The organism is Pseudomonas sp. D(2018), assembly GCF_005502555.1.
In the GTDB taxonomy this organism is placed as follows: Bacteria; Pseudomonadota; Gammaproteobacteria; order Pseudomonadales; family Pseudomonadaceae; genus Metapseudomonas; species Metapseudomonas resinovorans.
Map to the genome: position 1 here is coordinate 1 of NZ_SCOK01000080.1, position 17,531 is coordinate 17,531.

14 protein-coding genes are annotated in these 17,531 nt (G+C 63.6%); 4 read left to right on the plus strand and 10 right to left on the minus strand.

Annotated elements, in window-relative coordinates; genetic code table 11:
• Window positions 1–2,339 (minus strand): retention module-containing protein (locus FFS60_RS27115; protein ID WP_137823738.1); only part of this gene is annotated, 2,339 nt, incomplete at its 3' end.
• A 339-nt stretch (window positions 2,340–2,678) separates the two neighbouring features.
• Between FFS60_RS27115 and FFS60_RS27120 the strand changes: the two genes are divergently transcribed.
• The 3 genes from FFS60_RS27120 to FFS60_RS27130 all read left to right on the plus strand — a co-directional run bounded on the left by FFS60_RS27120 (window position 2,679) and on the right by FFS60_RS27130 (window position 7,644).
• Window positions 2,679–4,031 carry a TolC family outer membrane protein gene (locus FFS60_RS27120; RefSeq protein ID WP_137823739.1) on the plus strand — a complete coding sequence of 451 codons (1,353 nt, stop codon included), beginning with the start codon at window positions 2,679–2,681 and terminating at the stop codon, window positions 4,029–4,031.
• A 108-nt stretch (window positions 4,032–4,139) separates the two neighbouring features.
• Entirely contained in the window at window positions 4,140–6,296 is a 2,157-nt protein-coding gene (locus tag FFS60_RS27125; RefSeq protein WP_137823740.1) for a type I secretion system permease/ATPase, read from the plus strand.
• Window positions 6,286–7,644 (plus strand): HlyD family type I secretion periplasmic adaptor subunit, encoded by a 1,359-nt coding sequence (locus FFS60_RS27130; RefSeq protein ID WP_137823741.1) that lies wholly within the window; start codon window positions 6,286–6,288, stop codon window positions 7,642–7,644. Before FFS60_RS27125 ends, FFS60_RS27130 begins: the two co-directional genes overlap by 11 nt.
• A 22-nt stretch (window positions 7,645–7,666) precedes the next feature.
• Here FFS60_RS27130 and FFS60_RS27135 read toward each other — a convergent pair whose 3' ends face one another.
• From FFS60_RS27135 to FFS60_RS27175, 9 genes are all read right to left on the minus strand, one after another.
• Window positions 7,667–8,626 (minus strand): diguanylate cyclase domain-containing protein, encoded by a 960-nt coding sequence (locus tag FFS60_RS27135; protein WP_137823742.1) that lies wholly within the window; start codon window positions 8,624–8,626, stop codon window positions 7,667–7,669.
• On the minus strand, window positions 8,590–9,357 hold the full coding sequence (locus tag FFS60_RS27140) for a hypothetical protein (protein WP_171016589.1): 768 nt from the start codon (window positions 9,355–9,357) through the stop codon (window positions 8,590–8,592). The genes FFS60_RS27135 and FFS60_RS27140 overlap by 37 nt, the downstream gene beginning before the upstream one ends.
• 19 nt (window positions 9,358–9,376) lie before the next feature.
• Entirely contained in the window at window positions 9,377–10,243 is an 867-nt protein-coding gene (locus FFS60_RS27145; RefSeq protein WP_171016590.1) for a TIGR02285 family protein, read from the minus strand.
• 439 nt (window positions 10,244–10,682) lie between these two features.
• Window positions 10,683–10,862, minus strand: coding sequence for a hypothetical protein (locus tag FFS60_RS27150; protein ID WP_137823745.1), 180 nt, complete (start codon window positions 10,860–10,862; stop codon window positions 10,683–10,685).
• Window positions 10,863–10,889: 27 nt separating this feature from the next.
• Window positions 10,890–11,774 (minus strand): 3-hydroxyisobutyrate dehydrogenase, encoded by an 885-nt coding sequence (gene mmsB / locus FFS60_RS27155; protein WP_137823746.1) that lies wholly within the window; start codon window positions 11,772–11,774, stop codon window positions 10,890–10,892.
• 43 nt (window positions 11,775–11,817) lie between these two features.
• The gene (locus FFS60_RS27160) at window positions 11,818–12,921 is read right to left on the minus strand and encodes an enoyl-CoA hydratase/isomerase family protein (protein ID WP_137823747.1); all 1,104 of its coding nucleotides are present in this window, start codon (window positions 12,919–12,921) and stop codon (window positions 11,818–11,820) included.
• A 23-nt stretch (window positions 12,922–12,944) separates the two neighbouring features.
• Window positions 12,945–13,763 (minus strand): enoyl-CoA hydratase, encoded by an 819-nt coding sequence (locus FFS60_RS27165; RefSeq protein ID WP_137823748.1) that lies wholly within the window; start codon window positions 13,761–13,763, stop codon window positions 12,945–12,947.
• 10 nt (window positions 13,764–13,773) lie between these two features.
• On the minus strand, window positions 13,774–14,937 hold the full coding sequence (locus FFS60_RS27170) for an isobutyryl-CoA dehydrogenase (protein WP_137823749.1): 1,164 nt from the start codon (window positions 14,935–14,937) through the stop codon (window positions 13,774–13,776).
• Between the two features lie 64 nt (window positions 14,938–15,001).
• A complete protein-coding gene (locus tag FFS60_RS27175; protein ID WP_137823750.1) occupies window positions 15,002–16,495 on the minus strand; it encodes a CoA-acylating methylmalonate-semialdehyde dehydrogenase in 1,494 nt (497 codons plus the stop codon).
• A gap of 131 nt (window positions 16,496–16,626) precedes the next feature.
• Between FFS60_RS27175 and FFS60_RS27180 the strand changes: the two genes are divergently transcribed.
• Window positions 16,627–17,508, plus strand: coding sequence for an AraC family transcriptional regulator (locus FFS60_RS27180; RefSeq protein WP_028626331.1), 882 nt, complete (start codon window positions 16,627–16,629; stop codon window positions 17,506–17,508).
• Window positions 17,509–17,531: the final 23 nt, after the last annotated feature.

A 17,531-nucleotide genomic window follows, 5' to 3' on the forward strand; every position in this document is an offset into this window, starting at 1 on the left:
GGGGTGAAGGTGTAGTTGCCATTGGCGGCGATGGTCAGGGTGCCGACGCCGGCGATGACCGCACTGGAACCTGCAGTGAAGCTGCCGGTGACGCCATTGATGCTGAAGCTGGCAACGCTGAGGGTGTTATCCACATCGCCGTCGTTGCCCAGCACGTTGCCAGTGGCGGGGTTGTCTTCGGCCACGGTGTTGGTGTCCGCGACCAGGACGGACGTATCGTCGACCGGAGTGACGTTGCCGAAGCTCAGCTCGGCGGTATCGGTGGCGGTGCCGTCGCTGACGGTGTAGGTCGCGGTCGGTACCGGGCCGTTGTAGTTCAGCGCCGGGGTGAAGGTGAAGCTGCCGTTGGCATTGATCACCAGCGAGCCGACGCCATTGATGGTCGCGGTCTGGCCAGCCAGGTAACTGGTTCCGCCGAAGCTGAAACCGGTAACGGTCAGGGTATCGCCATCGGCGTCGTTGTCATTGGTCAGTACATTGCCGCTGGCGGGGGTGTTTTCGGCCACCGCAGTCGGGCCGTCATTGCTGGCGACCGGTGCATCATTGACCGGGCTGACGTTGCCGAAGCTCAGCTCGCCGGTATCGGTGGCCGAACCGTCGGTGACGGTATAGGTCGCGGTGGGTACCGGGCCGTTGTAGTTCGGCGCCGGAGTGAAGGTGAAGCTGCCGTTGGTGTTGATCACCAGGGTGCCAACGCCGGTGAGGTTGGCGGCCTGGCCGGCGGTGTAGGTCGTGCCGCCCACCGTGAACTGGGTGACCGTGAGGGTATCGCCTTCTACATCGCTGTCGTTGGTCAGCACGTTGCCGGTGGTCGGGGTGTCCTCGCTTACCGGGACCGGACCATCGTTACCCGCTTCGGGGGCATCGTTCATCGGGGTGACGCTGATGTTCAGCGTCGAGCTGCTGCCGGTGTTGGTGGTGTAGGTGACCTGCGGCACGTCACCGTTCCAGTTGGCATCCGGAGTGAAGGTGTAGTTGCCGTTGGCGGCGATGGTCAGGGTACCGACGCCGGCGATGACCGCGCTGGAACCGGCGGTGAAGCTGCCAGTGATACCGGCCACGCTGAAGCTGGCAACAGTGAGGGTGTTATCTACGTCGCTGTCATTACCCAGCACATTGCCGGTGGCGGGGTTGTCCTCGGTGACGGTGTTGCTGTCAGCGACCAGAGCGGACGCATCGTCCACCGAGGTGACATCGGCGAAGTTCAGTTCGGCGGTATCGGTCGTGGTGCCGTCGCTGACGGTGTAGGTCGCGGTCGGTACTGGGCCGCTGTAGTTCGGCGCCGGGGTGAAGGTGTAGCTGCCGTTGGCGTTGATCACTAGGGTGCCAACGCCGGTGAGGTTGGCGGTCTGGCCGGCGGTGTAGGTCGTGCCGCCCACCGTGAACTGGGTGACGGTGAGGGTATCGCCGTCGGAGTCGCTGTCGTTGGTCAGCACGTTTCCGGTGGCGGGCGTGTCCTCGGTGACCGCAGTCGGGCCATCGTTGGCTGCAACGGGGGCGTCGTTTACCGGATTCACGCCAATGGTGACGACGATCGTGTCGGTGCCGCCTTTGCCGTCATCGACGATGACCGTGAAGTTGTCGGTGCCGTTGAAGTTCGGGTTGGGCGTGTAGGTGTAGGAGCCATCCGGGTTGATCACGACGGTGCCGTTGCGCGGGGTGTCGCCAGGCGCAAAGGTGAGCGGGTCGCCCTCGGGGTCGGTGGCCCCCAGCTGTCCTGTGATCGGGGTGTCTTCGTCAGTGGTGATGCTGGCGTCCTGGCCTTGCGGGGACGCGTTGGGGCTATCCGGCACGTCAGGGGCGGGCTGCTGGCCATCATTCGACGGGAGCGTGGCATCTACGGTCGGAGTGCCGTCCTCTTCGACCAGCGCTGCGCCGGCCAGTGGCTCGATTCCAGTGGGGAAACCAATGGTTGGGTCGACGCGGTCACCCGTCGCATCCAGCATCACGAAACTATGGCCGCCACCGGCGGCACCACCACCAGCGCCACCAGCGCTCGGGCCGGCCGCAGTGGCTTCGAGTTCCCTGGTCGGGTCGACACCCGCCTCGATGGCCTTCTGCAGTTGTGCAACGTCATCGGCGGGTGTCTGCGTGGCCGGCTGGGGCGCCTGGGCTCCAGTGCTGGCGTCCGCATCGGATTCGCTCCACTGGCTATCGCGGCCGAGGTCGACGGTGCGGCCATCGGTGAGTTCGAGCGTCACCATGCCTTCGAGGCCGGTTTGCAACTGATCGCCCTTGAAGAGTCTGTCGCCTTCGATGAGCAGGCGCTGGATACCCTCGGGCGACATGGCAAATACCTGGCCGACAATGCTTTTGACGATCGCAACAACACTGCTCATGGGGTGACTCTCCTGGAGTGGCTCTCAGCTGGCTTGTCGTCGCTGGGGGTCGTTCCGTCGACGACCAAGCGCAGGACTGACATTCCCTTTCTATAGTTAAGGCGTGGCGTAAAGGTGGCGCCAATAAATTGGCTTATTACGATTGGCTATTGGGAATATGCCAAAGTATTGACCAATTGACTCTCATCCTAAACAATCGAATGCATGCTGTCACTTTGATATTCATCGCTCGTCCCGTGCCGTAAAGTGTGACTCGTATCACGACTTCCCAGCCTCGAAAAAAGGCCGCTTCCGGTGAAGTTTCCGGACCTCCAATTCAACGAAAAGGATGCCAAGAACATGCGTCTGCGCTTCTCCGCCGTTCTCCCGTTTGCCCTGGCTGTCAGCCTGCCCGCCCACGCCCAGAGTCTCTCCGAGGCAATGCAACGTGCCATGGATGCCCATCCGGAGATCCAGGCTGGGGTGAACAGCCGTCTGTCGGCCGACAAACAGCTTCAGGCTGCCAAAGGGGGGTATCTGCCTTCGGTGGACCTACTGGGGGGATATGGCCGTGAGGGCACTGACAACACCACCACTCGCGCCACCGGCGACGACCACTGGAAGACCATGACTCGTGGTGAGTCCAGCCTGCGTCTGCAACAGATGGTGTTCGATGGCTTCGCCACCAAGAACGAGGTCGGCCGCCAGCAGGCCACCGTCAACTCCCGCGCCTACTCGTTGCTCGGTACTTCCGAGCGCACCGCGCTGGACGTGGCCCAGGTCTATATCGACGTGCTGCGCCGCCAGGAGATGGTGCGCCTGGCCCAGGAAAACCTGCGCAGCCACGAACGCATCTTCGACCAGATCACCCTGCGCAGTGAGCGTGGGGTAGGGCGCCTGGCCGACCAGGACCAGGCAGAAGCTCGCCTGGCCCAGGCCCGCAACAACCTGATCACCGAACAGACCAACCTGAGTGACGCTCGCACCAATTTCTACAGCGTCGTGGGCGTGGATCCGGTGGAACTCAGCGAGCCGGCTGGCCTGCCAGGGCAATTGCCGGAGTCCCTGGAGTCGGCTCGCCAGACCCTGCTTGCCAACAGCCCGATCCTGCGCTCTGCGGAGTCCGATGTCGCTGCTGCCGAGAAGCAGTATGACGCCGCCAAGTCCTTCTTCTATCCGCGCTTCGATGCCGAATTGTCCCGTGGGGCGGACAATGACCTGGACGGCGAGAACGGCCACGTCAACGAATGGCAGGCAATGTTGCGCATGCGTTACAACCTGTTCGCCGGTGGCAGCAACAAGGCTGACCTGGAGTCCAAGGCCTACCAGATCAACGAAGCGCTGGACATCCGCAACAACGCCCTGCGTGTGCTGAACGAGGAGCTGGGCCTGTCCTGGAATGCCCTGAACAACGCCCGTGAGCAAGTGCCGATTGCCCAGCAGTACGTTGACTACAGCACCCGCGTGCGTGCGTCCTACCAACAGCAATTCAGCATCGGCGAACGTACCTTGCTCGACCTGCTGGACAGCGAGAACGAACTCTTCACTGCCTCGCGTCGCTTGGTGGACCTGCGTTACACCGAGCTGTTTACTCAGTACCGCATCAAGGCGACCATAGGCGAGTTGCTGAAGAGCCAGGGAGTGGTGGCGCCGATGGCAACGGTCGTACAGACCGAACTGAAGCCACAGGCAACCCTTCCCGGCTTGAACTGAATCCCTGGATCCCACCTGCACCGCCAGGGCGAAGCACCTGCTTCGCCCTGGCGGTGAGTCCGGCTCCAGGCAGAGTCTTTCGTCGAACCCAGAGCAGAGTGCCCAGGCGTGGATCCAGAAGTCAGCCCGATTCAACTCAATACCGATCCCCGTGGGCAGCATGACGATCCGTTGCTGGATTCGCTGCTATCCCTTTGCGTCCTGCACCGCAAACCCGCCAACCGGGCCATGCTCACCAGTGGCCTGCCGCTGCCTAAACAGCGCCTGACTTCCGAACTGCTGCCCCGCGCCGCGGCCCGTGCCGGTCTGCAGGGGCGCCTCCTGCAGCGTCGCCTGGAGCAGATCCCGAAGATCGCCATGCCCGCGCTGCTGCTTCTCAAGGAAGGCCGTTGCGCGGTGATGCTCGGCTGGAGCGACGATGGAACTGCTCGCCTGCTGCTCAGCGAGAGCGATGGCGGCGAGGTGAAGGTTTCCCGCGAGTTGCTGCAGGAGGACTACAGCGGCCAGGTGTTCTTCGCCCAACCCCAGCACAAGTACGACCTCAACCAGGGCAGCCTGATTCCGCGCACCCAGTCCTGGTTCCGCGACACCCTGAAGCGCTCGCGCTGGCTCTACATCGATGCCGTCGCCGCGAGCCTGCTGATCAACCTGATCGGCCTCGGCGCGCCGCTTTTCGTGATGAACGTGTACGACCGCGTAGTGCCCAACCAGGCCGCCGCGACCCTCTGGGTGCTGGCCATCGGTATTTCTGGCGCCTACTTCTTCGACCTGCTGCTCAAGACCATGCGCGGCCTGTGCCTTGACCTGGCTGGCAAGAAGACCGACCTGATCATCTCCGCCACCTTGTTCGAGCGCATCGTCGGCATGGCGATGAAGTACCGCCCGATGCGGGTCGGCAGCTTTGCCCAGAACATCCATGAGTTCCAGACGCTACGGGACTTCCTGGCCTCGCTGACCCTGACCAGCGTCATCGACCTGCCGTTCACCCTGTTGATCCTACTGGTGATCGGCCTGCTGGGCGGACATCTGGTATGGATTCCGATCCTTGCCTTCCCGCTGGCCATGGGCATCAGCTGGTTGTTGCAGAAGCCGCTGGTGGCAACCATGGACCGCACCATGGCGCTGGCCGCCGAACGTCAGTCGAGCCTGATCGAAACCCTCGCCGGTCTCGATGCGGTGAAGGTCAACAACGCCGAGAGCGACCGACAGTACCTCTGGGAGCAGACCATCGGCACCCTTGGCCGCCTCGAGCTGCGGGTGAAGATGCTCTCCAGCCTGGCGATGAACCTGACGCTGATGATCCAGCAACTGGCCGGTGTGGTGATGATCGTCGCCGGGGTGTACCTGATCATGGACGGGGACCTCAGCATGGGCGGGCTGATCGCCTGCTACATGCTCAACGGCCGAGCCCTTGGGCCGCTGACCCAACTCTCTGGCCTGCTCACGCGCTATCAGCAGGCGCGCCTGACCATGATTTCCGTGGACCAGATGATGGACCTGCCCCAGGAGCGCCAGGAGGGCGAGCAACCCCTGGTCCGTTCCAAGCTGCAGGGCAGCCTTGAGCTGCGGCAGATCAGCTTCACCTACCCGCATCAGCAGATCCCGGCCCTGAGCGAGGTCAACCTGATCATCCGCCCGGGCGAGAAGATCGGCATCATCGGCCGCAGCGGTTCGGGCAAGAGCTCCCTGGCCAAGCTGATCGTCGGGCTCTACCAGGCTGACTCCGGCAGTCTGCTGGTGGACGGCACCGATATCCGCCAGCTGGACGTCAGCGAGCTGCGCCACAACGTCGGCTACGTCCCTCAGGATATCCAGTTGTTCAGCGGTACCCTGCGCGACAACCTGATGTCTGGCGCCCGCTATGTGGAAGACGAATTGGTGTTGCAGGCGGCGGAGCTGTCCGGCGTGCACGAATTCGCCCGGATGCATCCGCAGGGCTATGAGCTGCAGGTCGGGGAGCGCGGGCAGAACCTCTCCGGCGGCCAGCGGCAGAACGTTGCCCTGGCGCGCGCCTTGCTGCTCGACCCGCCGATCCTGCTGCTCGACGAACCCACCAGTTCGATGGACAACCCTGGCGAGGAGCGCCTCAAGGAACGCCTCGCCTCGGTGATCGCCAACAAGACCCTGTTGCTGGTCACTCACCGCGCCTCGATGCTTTCGCTGGTGGATCGTCTGTTGATCATCGACCGTGGCCGGGTCATTGCCGACGGCCCGAAGGAAGCGGTCATGGAAGCGCTGAAGAAGGGGCAGATCAGTGTCGCATAAGGGCTTCGGCGCGCTGCGCCAGTACTTCAAGGGCGGTGACTCGCTGTCCGACCAACCGCTGCCGGAGGTCAACAAGGCCCTGGTGGAAGATGCACCGCGCGTCGTGCGGCTGACCATCTGGACCCTCATTGGCTTCACCCTGTTCATGGCACTCTGGGCGCACTTTGCCCAGGTGGATGAAGTCACCCGTGGCGAAGGCAAGGCGATTCCCTCCTCGAAGCTGCAGAAGGTGCAGAACCTGGAAGGCGGCATCGTGTCCGAGCTCTTCATCCACGAGGGTCAAGTGGTGGAAGTGGGTGATCCGTTGCTGCGTCTGGACCCGACCCGTTTCGAGTCGAACGTCGGCGAGACCGAGGCTGACCGCAACGCCATGCAGCTGCGGGTTGAGCGCCTGAGCGCCGAGGTTGACGACCGCCCGCTGGAGATTTCCGAAGCGCTTCGCAACGTCGCCCCCGAGCAGGCGGACAGCGAGGACGCCCTGTACCGCAGCCGGCAGCAGCAGCTTCAGGAAGAGGTGGCCGGCCTCGAGGAACAACTGGTGCAGCGCCGCCAGGAACTGCAGGAGTTCATCTCCAAACAAGGCCAATACCGCAACAGCCTGCAACTGCTGCGTCAGGAGATCGCCATCTCCGAGCCCCTGGTGGCCCAGGGTGCGATCTCCAAGGTGGAAGTGCTGCGCCTGCGCCGTGCCGAAGTGGAGAACCGAGGCGAGCTGGAAGCCACTAGCCTGGCCATTCCCCGCGCCGAGTCAGCGATCAAGGAAGCCGAGCGCAAGATCGCCGAGACCCGCTCGCGCTTTCGCAGCGAGGCACTGGCCCAGTTGAACGAGGCGCGTACCGAGCTGAACAAGGCCAACGCCACCGGCAAGGCCCTGGAGGACCGGGTCAAGCGCACCCTGGTCACCTCGCCGGTGCGGGGTATCGTCAAGCAGTTGCTGGTCAACACCATCGGTGGCGTGATCCAGCCGGGCAGCGACCTGGTGGAGATCGTGCCGCTGGACGACACGCTGCTGGTAGAAGCGCGCATCCGGCCGCAGGACATTGCGTTCCTGCACCCCGGACAACGCGCCATGGTCAAGTTCACCGCCTATGACTTCACCATCTATGGCGGGCTGACCGCCGATCTGGAGCAGATCGGCGCGGACACCATTACGGACGAAGACGGCAACAGCTTCTACCTGATCAAGTTGCGCACCCAGAAGAGCCACCTGGGTAGCGACCAGAACCCGCTGCTGATCATTCCCGGCATGGTCGCTTCGGTGGATATCATGACCGGCAAGAAGAGCATCCTCAGCTACCTGCTCAAACCCATCGTCAAAGCTCGGGCCGAGGCCTTGAGGGAGCGTTGAGTCGCCCCACCAACGGCACCTCTCACTCGGTTCCTCTTCTCCTGGCGTGAACCTCATCAGGAGCACGTTGCATGCTTGGTGAATGCAGAGCCACGCGGTTACGCCCTTCGCGCTTGGCCTTGTAGAGCAGGGCATCCGCCTGTGCCAGCAACACCTCCGGTTGGCAAGCTTCGTCGCCAGTGACACTGACGGCGCCGATGCTGACAGAGATTACCCCTGCAGCGGTGGAGTATGCGTGTGGAATGGCCTCCTCCATCACCGCCAGCCTCAGCCGCTCAAGGACGATTGCCGACTCGACGCACCCCGGCAACAGAAGGGCGAACTCTTCGCCACCGTAGCGTGCCGCCAGGTCGTAAGGTCTGCGGGCGGCTGCGGCAACGGCGTTGGCGACCAGGCACAGGGCCTGATCGCCGGCACTATGGCCGTAGTTGTCGTTGAACTGTTTAAAGCAGTCTACGTCGAGAAGAGCCAGGGTCAGGCCGCTGTTGTCCCGGCACATCTGCCGGCAAGCGGCTTCCAGTGCTTCATCGAGGGCACGGCGATTCGCGATACCGGTCAGTCCATCCAAGTGCGCCAACCTGACCAATGCTTGCTCGGCTTGGCGCCGCTGTGTGATGTCTTGCACGGTCAGCACCGTACCTTGCTCAGGAGTCTGGGCATCGACCAGCTTCAACTGAGCACAACACCAGATAGGCTGGCCGTCCTTGCGCGCTTGCTGAACGTCTTCTTCAAAGCTCCCGCCGCTCAGGAGCACAGGCGAGAAACGCTGCTCCCGCTGCTCGAAGGCGTCGTAGGACGGGTACAGGATGCTCGCGGATTGACCGATCAGTTCACCTGATTCATAGCCGAACATCCGTTCAAAACTGGCGTTGCAGCGGACAATTTTGCGTTCGCGCAGGAATGCGATGCCGGTCAACGAGTTGTCGAAGATCGCCTGTTGCTCCATCAGCGCCTGATCCAGGTGCCGGGTGCGCCGCTGCACCTGCTCTTCCAGGTACCGCGCTGCCTCTGTTCCGCTTCGTGGAAGTCGTTGAGCCGCTTATAGGTTTGGTTCAGTGCAGTGGCAAGTTCAGTCAGCTCATCCTCTGCTTCGTCCGGGCGCCGGGCCAAGGCTACAGGGACTAAAGACCGTCCCGGCTGGAAATCGCGGACGAAGTCAGCCAAACGGCCCAAGTGGCGAATTACCAGATGCCTTATCAGCAATAGCAGGGCCAGCGAAAAGATCAGGGTCTTCACTCCCTGCGTGGCGGCGACCACCAGGCCTCTGTCCAGCGTTCGCTGATAGACAAGGTCCAGGTTGGGCACCACGTACAGGCGCCCAACCCGGACCTTGCGCGGCCCGGTGTCGAAATCGAGCGGGTACTCGACCATCTCGTCCGAATCGATCGAGATCTTGCCCGATTCCACTTCTGCACCTTCGTTGGGGCCATACCGCACAATTGCCCCGGCAATCCACGGGGAGCGCACCAGGCCTTCCAGCTGTACTTGAACCAGAGGGCGATCGAAGTTCCAGGCGGCGGCAGCCAGGCTTTCGCTCTGGCTTTTGCGGATGAAGCCGAGATTGTCCGAGAGGTCGGCAAGGTCGCGGCGATAGTCGACAAAGAGCTGGACCGATATGGCCAGCAGGGCATTAAACGCGCTGACCAGCAGGACCCAGAACAGTAGCCGCCTTGCAAGGGAGGTTGTCTTGCGCGCAGGAGGAGGATGGCTCACTGGCAGTCGTCCTTGAGGCTTATGGGAGGAAGGGGCTATTGCGCTCAAACGCCTTCTCGAATCGTTCGACTTCTTCTGGAGCCGTATAGTCGACCGTCTTTTGCACCCAGGATGGGCGAGGCCCTGCTTCCTTGATCGCGGCGTTTACCTGCTCGATCACCTTCTGACCCCACAGGCCCTTGGTGCAGGTGACGTAGCCCAGTATGAACTCAGGGTCACCCGAGATCGGGATAGTACGCATCACTACATCACTCGACTCGTTCTGCTGCTTGCGGTACCAGCCGTATTCGACCGGGTAAGCGAAAAGGTAGTCGATCCATCCGGACATCAGTTGGTGAAAGGGTGAGTTGAACTGGACGCCTGCCTTGAGGATGTGACGGGTATCGGCCACGTCTTCCAGCGCTGCGTTGATCGAGGGGGAGTAGGCGCGTCGTTCGGTGATCGCAGTGACCAGGTTGGGGTCGTGGGTCAGGCGTTTGGCATCAATGCTGCCATCGGGCATCAGATAGGCGCTGAAGCGATCCAGGCGATCCTTACGGATGAGTACCCGGTGGGTCAGAATGAAAAAGACCGGATCGCTGAAGACCATTATTCGCTTGCGGTCCTCGTTCATCAGCAAGCTCGGGTGGCAGACCTGCTCGCCCTGCTCCATCAGGCCATGGGCGCGAGCGATGCTAGCCACCTCGAACTCATGTTGATACTCAGGCATGCGTGGAATCAGGTAGCGCACCAGTTCATCGGCAATTCCTCGCCCCGGCATGGAGCCGCTGACGTCAATGAAGGGGGGGAAGTCATTCATCAGCCAGACCAGCTTGTTGCTGTCAGCCTGGGATGCAGTGACGTGCAACGACGCTAGAAGGAGGGTGGTCAGGACAATATTTTTCAAGTACGTGGATGTCCCTGTTCTTGTTATTCACTTTTTTCATCTAGAGGTGCCGGGCACCGCGGGGTTTGAAACTGCTTAGTGCCTAAACGCTAGTTCAGATAAACAGGCTTACGTTGGGCGCTACTCTCATCCCCGTTTTGTGCAATTAAATGGCCATCATTATGCTAGCACGCCAGCGACCCGCCAATGCCCCGGGACACCGCTTCAAGTATCGCAGCGACATGCGCCCTTTGTAACGCCCAGTGCCACAAACGCCAATCAGCACCTGAGCCAATCCCGTATCACGTGATTGAAAAGAAAGGCTATGTCCGCGTTAGCTGTTGCTAGACGGCAACCGGTGAGCGTGAGCGCTTGTAGGCGCCAGGGGACGCCGAGTTCTTGTTGGCGAAAATGTCCGCATTCGTTAGCAAGCTAGCTCCTACAAGGGGTTCCAGGACCTTCAACCGCTGACCAGTTCGATGTCGCAGCGACAGCGCTGGTTGAGGGCTTCGCGGCCGTGGAAAGCGAGCACCTGCAGGTCGTGCTCGAGGCCTGGAAGGCCCAGGCGGAAGTGGGTGTTGATTGGTAGCCGTGTCGCCTCTCCTAGGACGGGATTGAGCTTGAGAAGCCCCACCGCCATCCTGCCCACCGTACTCTGTAAGTTCGCTCACTCCATAAACAGCTTCTGCACCACCGAGAAATCCTTCTTGCCCTTTCCCTGCTTGAGCAGCAGGCGATAGAGCTGAAGCGCCAGGGCGCCCATGGGGGTGCTGGAGAGGCTGTGCTGCGCGGTCTCCTGGGCCAGGCCCAGATCCTTGGTCATCAACTCGGCCATGAATCCGCCGTCGTAGTCCTTGCTCGCCGGCGCGTTGGGCATCACGCCCGGCCAGGGGTTGTAGCGTTCCAGCACCCAGTTGCCGCCCGAGCTCTGGCGCATGATCTCGGCGAGGATGGCCGGGTCGAGGCCGTTGGCCACGCCCAGGGCCATGGACTCGGCGGTGCCGATCATCTGCACCGCCAGCAACTGGTTGTTGCACACCTTGGCCACCTGGCCGGCGCCGTCAGGGCCGGCGTGGAAGATGTTCTTGCCCATGGCCTCGAAGACCGGCCGTGCCTTTTCCAGTGCCGCCGCTTCGCCGCCCACCATGAAGGTCAGAGTGCCCGCCGCCGCACCGGCCGTGCCGCCCGATACCGGCGCATCCAGCAGCTCGATGCCGCGTGCCTTGGCCGCCGCGTGCACCTTGCGCGCGGATTCGGGGGCGATGGTCGAGCATTCCAGCAGCAGGCTGCCGGGGGCGATGGACGCCAGCAGGCCGCCGTCGCCCAGCAACAATCCTTCCACATGCTTGCTGGCCGGCAGCATGGTGATCACCACCTGGGTATCGCCGACCGCGTCCCGCGCATCTCGCGCTGGCTTGGCCCCTTCGGCCGCCAACTCGTCGATGGCGGCCTGCACCAGATCGTAAACCCGGAGGTCATGGCCGGCCTTGAGCAGGTTGCGGGCCATGGGCAGGCCCATGTGGCCCAGTCCGATAAAGGCGATCTTGCTCATCGTGGTTCTCCTTGTCCGGTGCTGCGCGGCAGCGATCAGCGTGTCAGAGATCGTCCAGCGGGTGCCGGCCTTCCCACACCGGCTCGAAATGGGCATCGATCACCGCACGGGGAATGGCCGCCACATCTGGCCAGTGCCAACGCGGCGCGTTGTCCTTGTCGATCAGCCGTGCGCGCACGCCTTCGGGAAACTCCGGGTGGCGGCAGCAGTTCAGGCTCATGGCGTATTCCATGCGGAAGACGTCGGCGAGCGACAGGTGCTTCGCCCGGCGGATCTGTTCCCAGACCAGGTGGGCAGTGAGCGGGCAACCTGCGGCCAGTGTCTTGGCGGCGCGCGCCAGCGGTACGTCGCTATCGTGTTGCAGGGCGGTCATGGCTTTCCAGGCCGCCGGCAGGTCAGCTACATCCAGCAGCTCGTCGATGCGTTTGCGCCGCGGCAGCCACTGGGCTTCCGGCAATTGACTGCGCGATTCGTGCTCCAGCGCCTTGAGCAGGCTGTTGAGCTGGGCGTCGGGCTGGTCTTGCCAGTTGAGCTGGACCAGGCCGGCGAGCAGGGCATCCTGCTGGTCTTCCAGGAGGAATCGGTCGGCCAGGTCGAGATCCAGCGCGTCGTGGGCGTTGATGGTGCCGGCGCCCAGGCCGAGGAACAGGCCGAGCTTGCCGGGCAGGCGGGCGAGGAACCAGCTGCCGCCCACGTCGGGGTAGAGGCCGATGTTGATTTCCGGCATCCCCAGGCGGCTGGACGGGGTGACGATGCGGATCGAGGCTCCCTGCATCAGCCCCATGCCACCACCCAGCACATGGCCATGGGCCCAGCAGATCAGCGGCTTGGGAAAGGTGTGGATGCGGTGGTCGAGACGATACTCGTCGGAGAAGAAGCGACCCGCGAGCGGCGGCACCACGCCAGGCTGCTCGCGGCAGGCGTCCACCAGTTTGCGTACGTCGCCGCCGGCGCAGAAGGCCTTGGGGCCATTGCCGCGCAGCAGCACACAGACGATTTCCGGGTCTTCGGCCCAGGCGCGCAGTTTGGCGTCCAGGGCCTCGATCATCGGCAGGGACAGGGCGTTGAGGCTGGCCTCGGCGTCCAGGCTGGCGATGCCGATACGGGCACCGTGCAGGCCGCTGCGTTCTTCGAAACTCACATTCATAGTCGTTCTCGTCCAGCGTTCGGTCATTTGTTGCGCCAGTGCGCGTCGCGTTTTTCCAGGAAGGCGTTGACGCCTTCGCGGGTGTCGTCGGCGTCGAACAGGTCGACGAAGCGCTCACGCTCTTCCGGCAGCCAGCCGTTCGGCCCACGCTCGCGTGCGCCCTGGATCAACGGTTTGATGGTGCGTACCGCAACCGGGCTCTGCCGCGCCACCTTGGCCGCCAGCAGCAGGGCGGTGCCACGGGCTTCGCCGCTGTCCACCACCTGTTCCACCAAGCCAATGCGCAGGGCGGTTTCCGCATCCACGCGCTCGCCGCACAGGATCATGCGCTTGGCCCAACCTTCGCCCACCAGCCAGGGCAGGGCCTGAGTGCCACCGGCGCAGGGCAGCAGGCCTACGGCGGCTTCCGGCAGGGCCAACTGCGCCTGGCGCTCGGCGATGCGGATATCGCAGGCAAGGGCACATTCCAGGCCGCCACCCATGGCGTAGCCGTTGATCGCGGCGATGGACACGCCACGGAAGTCGCGCAGGGCCTCGAAGGCCTCGCCGAAGCGCCGGGCCATTTCACGGGCGCGGGCCTTGTCGCCATCGGCGAAGAGATTGAGGTCGGCCCCGGCGCTGAAGAACTTCTGCCCCTGGCCGGTCACCACCAGGGCATAGATGTCGTCGTCGCGGTTGAGGTGCTCGATCAGTTGCTTGAGGCCGATCAGCGACTCGCGGTCCCAGGTGTTGGCCGGCGGGTGGTTGATGGTGATCAGCGCAGTGTGGCCGTGCTTCTCCACCGTAAGCTTGTGGGTCAGGTCGAAGATTCCGGGCTGATAGGGTTCTACGGCAGTGCTCATGTGCATCTCCTTACAACAGACGGTCAAGGGTTCCGCCCTGTTCCAGTAAACGACGCGCCACGATGACGCGCATGATTTCATTGGTGCCTTCGAGGATCTGGTGCACCCGGGTATCGCGCACCCAGCGCTCCAGAGGATAGTCGTTCAGGTAGCCGTAGCCGCCATGCAGCTGCAGGGCTTCGTTGCACAGCGCGAAGCACTGGTCGGTGGCAAAGCGCTTGGCCATGGCGCAATAGAGGCTGGCCTCCGCGTGCCGCTGGTCCAGGCGGTGGGCGGCCAGGCGCACCATCTGCCGGCTGGCGGTGAGCGCGGTAAGCATGTCGGCGAGCTTGAACTGCAAGGCCTGGAAGTCGGCCAATGGCTTGCCGAACTGCCTGCGTTCCTCCACGTAGCGCAGGCTCTGTTCCAGGGCCGCCTGGGCGGCGCCAAGGGAACAGCTGGCAATGTTCAGGCGGCCGCCATCCAGACCCTTCATGGCGTAGACGAAGCCTTCGCCTTCCGGGCCGATGCGATGGCCAGCCGGGATTCGCACAGCCTCGAACGTAATGGTGCGGGTCGGCTGGGCACGCCAGCCCATCTTGTCTTCGTTGCGGCCGTAGCGGATGCCTTCGGCATCGGCCGGCACCAGGAAGCAGGAGATGCCCTTGGCACCGTCCTGCCCGGTACGCGCCATGACGATCAGCACCTGGGTGCTGCCGGCGCCGGAGATGAAGCATTTGCTGCCGTCCAGCACGTAGTGGTCGCCGTCGCGGCGGGCGCGGGTGCGCAGGTGGGCGGCATCGGAACCGGCATCCGGTTCGGTCAGGCAGTAGGAGGCCAGCAGCTCGCCGCTGATCAGCCCAGGCAGCCAGTGTGCCTTCAGCTCGCTATCGCCGAAGGAGGCGAGCATCCAGGCGGCCATGTTGTGGATGGTCAGGTAGGCGGTGGTGGCCACGCAGCCGGCGGCCAGTTGCTCGAAAATCAGCGCGGCCGACAGCCGGGAAAGGCCCAGGCCGCCATCGTCTTCGCTGATGTACAGCCCCAGGTAACCCTGTTCGGCGGCCCGGCGGATCACCTCCAGCGGGAAGTGATGGTCGCGGTCCCACTCCGCTGCGTGAGGGGTGAGTTCGTGGCTGGCAAAGGCGCGGGCGCTGTCCACCAGCAGGCGTTGTTCTTCGGTGAGGTCGAAATCCATATGTCGTCTGCCTGTACTCGGTTCCGTGGCGATGCTGCGCACCGCTTGGCGAATGAATTCGCCCCTACTTCAGGTGGATGGTCATGTTCGGGCCGGTGACCGGTGTGTCATCGAACCAGCGCGTGGTGACCGTCTTGGTCTCGGTGTAGAAGCGCACTGCCTGCTTGCCGTAGGCGTGCAGGTCGCCATAGAACGAGCCCTTCCAACCGGTGAAGGAGAAGAAGGGCAGGGGCACCGGAACGGGGACGTTGATCCCCACCTGGCCGACCTCGATCGCGTGCTGGAAGTGCCGGGCGGCGCCACCGGAGCGGGTGAACAGGCTGGTGCCGTTGCCGTAGGGGTTGGCGTTGACCAGGGCGATGGCCTCTTCCAGGGTGTCTGCCTCCATGCACAGCAACACCGGGCCGAAGATCTCCTCACGGTAGAGGCCCATCTTCGGCGTCACGCCGCGGAACAGCGTGGGGCCCAGCCAGTTGCCGTTCGGGTAGCCCGGCACCTGGCATTGAGAGCCGTCCAGCAGGCATTCGGCGCCTTCCGCCTTGCCCTCGGCGATCAGCCGCAGCACGCGCTGGCGGGCCTGTTGGCTGATCAACGGGCCGAAGGCCGAATGGGCATCTTTCCAGTGACCAGGGCGCAGCTCGGCCATCTGCGCAGCCAGCTCGGGAATCCACTGGCGCGCCTCTCCCACGAATATCGCCACGCTGATGGCCATGCAGCGCTGGCCGGCGGCACCGCAACTGGCGCCGACCAGGTTGCTCAGCACCTGGTCCTTGTGGGCGTCGGGCAGCACCACCATGTGGTTCTTGGCGCCGGCAAAGGCCTGTACCCGTTTCAGGTGGGCGGTGCCTGTGCGGTAGATGTGCTGGCCTACCGGCACCGAGCCGACGAAGGAGATGGCACGTACGTCGGGATGGGTGAGCAGCGCGTCCACTTGCTCGCGGCCACCGTGGATAACCTGCAGCACGCCCTTGGGCGCACCGGCTTCGATGAACAGCTCGGCGAGGCGGTTGGGAGTCAGCGGGTCTTGCTCGGACGGCTTGAGGACGAAGGTGTTGCCGCAGGCGATGGCCAGCGGAAACATCCACAGCGGGATCATCGCCGGGAAGTTGAAGGGGGTGATACCGACGCATACGCCCAGCGGCTGTACCCAACTGGCCGTGTCGATTTCGCGGGCGACGTTCTCCACCGTCTCGCCCATCATCAGGCTGGCCACGTTGGCGGCGTGTTCGGCCACTTCGATTCCGCGCCAGACGTCGCCCTTGGCATCGGCGAAGGTCTTGCCGGTTTCACTGGCCAGCAGTTCGGCCAGCTCGTCGTGATGCTCCTTGAGCAGTTGCTGGTAACGCAGCATCAGCCGGGCGCGCTCCGGCACCGGGACTTCGCGCCAGCTCTGGAAGGCATTCTTGGCACTGGCGACAGCGGCCTCGATCTCCTCGGCAGTGGCCTTCGGCGCAAGGGCCAGGACCTCCTGGGTTGCCGGGTCGGTGACTTCGATCAGCTCGCGGGCACGGCTTTCGCGCCATTCACCGTCGATCAGTTGTGGGAGTGTCTTGGCCATCTGGTCCTCCACCCGTAAGACGGGACCTTGTCGTTTCTTGCTTTTATAGCGGCCGCCGATCCAGTTGTGGATTGACGATCTTGGTTGCGGGATGGACGATCTTGGTATTGCAGGCCACTACAAGAACGAACATGAGCCGCTCCGTCGAGACATCCAACTGGCCCCTGCCGGCCAACGGCGTGCGCTTCACCACGCCGCCCCGGTTGCGCCGTCTGCTGGCCCGTCATCCGCTGACTTCCGCTTGTTATCCACTGGCCCTGGGCTACTACCCGGAGGCCTTGGGGCACCGTATGGAACGCCTGGAACCGGAAGACAGCCTGCTGATCTACTGCCGCTCCGGGCAGGGTTGGCTGGAAAGCGGGGATGGACGATTCGAGGTGGCAGGGGGTGACCTGCTGCTGTTGCCCAAGGGCCGTGCCCATGCCTATGGCTCGGACGCCCTGCGCCCCTGGAGCATCTACTGGGTGCATTTCGAAGGCGAGCTGGTGGAGGACTACCTGCGCCCCCTGGGCCAGTCGGTCATGCGTCGGATCGGCGTGCAACCGAGGCTGCTGGCGGACCTGGATGGCCTGCTGGGACTGCGCAAGCAAGGCTTGAACCTGCCGCATTTCGTCCATGCCGCCCATCAATTGCAGACCCTGCTGACCTCCCTGGCGGTACTGCCGGTGCGGGGCTATCTCAAGTCCGGCCGGGTGCTGGACGTGGACGCGGTACAGGCGGTGATGCGTGCCCATCTTCACGACAGCCTCAACCTCGACCAGTTGGCGGCGCAGTTCAAGCTGTCGCGCTTCCACTTCGCCAAGACCTACCGAGCCCTGACCGGCCATGCGCCGATCCAGGACTTCATTCAACTGAAAATGGCCCATGCCTGCCGACTTCTCGACGAAGGCGATCAGGGGGTGAAGCAGATCGCCGAGCAGTTGGGTTACGAGGACGTCTACTACTTCTCGCGGCTGTTTCGGAAGGTGGTGGGGATGGCACCCAGTCATTACCGGGCCTTGCACCAGGGGTGATGGGGTGGGGCAGAACCCTGTGG

Bases quoted from the DNA above. Each gene is read 5' to 3' on its own strand.
- FFS60_RS27120 (WP_137823739.1), top strand. From the start codon at position 2,679: ATGCGTCTGCGCTTCTCCGCCGTTCTCCCGTTTGCCCTGGCTGTCAGC.
- FFS60_RS27150 (WP_137823745.1), bottom strand. From the start codon at position 10,862: ATGGCGGTGGGGCTTCTCAAGCTCAATCCCGTCCTAGGAGAGGCGACA.
- mmsB (WP_137823746.1), bottom strand. From the start codon at position 11,774: ATGAGCAAGATCGCCTTTATCGGACTGGGCCACATGGGCCTGCCCATG.
- FFS60_RS27160 (WP_137823747.1), bottom strand. From the start codon at position 12,921: ATGAATGTGAGTTTCGAAGAACGCAGCGGCCTGCACGGTGCCCGTATC.
- FFS60_RS27165 (WP_137823748.1), bottom strand. From the start codon at position 13,763: ATGAGCACTGCCGTAGAACCCTATCAGCCCGGAATCTTCGACCTGACC.
- FFS60_RS27170 (WP_137823749.1), bottom strand. From the start codon at position 14,937: ATGGATTTCGACCTCACCGAAGAACAACGCCTGCTGGTGGACAGCGCC.
- FFS60_RS27175 (WP_137823750.1), bottom strand. From the start codon at position 16,495: ATGGCCAAGACACTCCCACAACTGATCGACGGTGAATGGCGCGAAAGC.
- FFS60_RS27180 (WP_028626331.1), top strand. From the start codon at position 16,627: ATGAGCCGCTCCGTCGAGACATCCAACTGGCCCCTGCCGGCCAACGGC.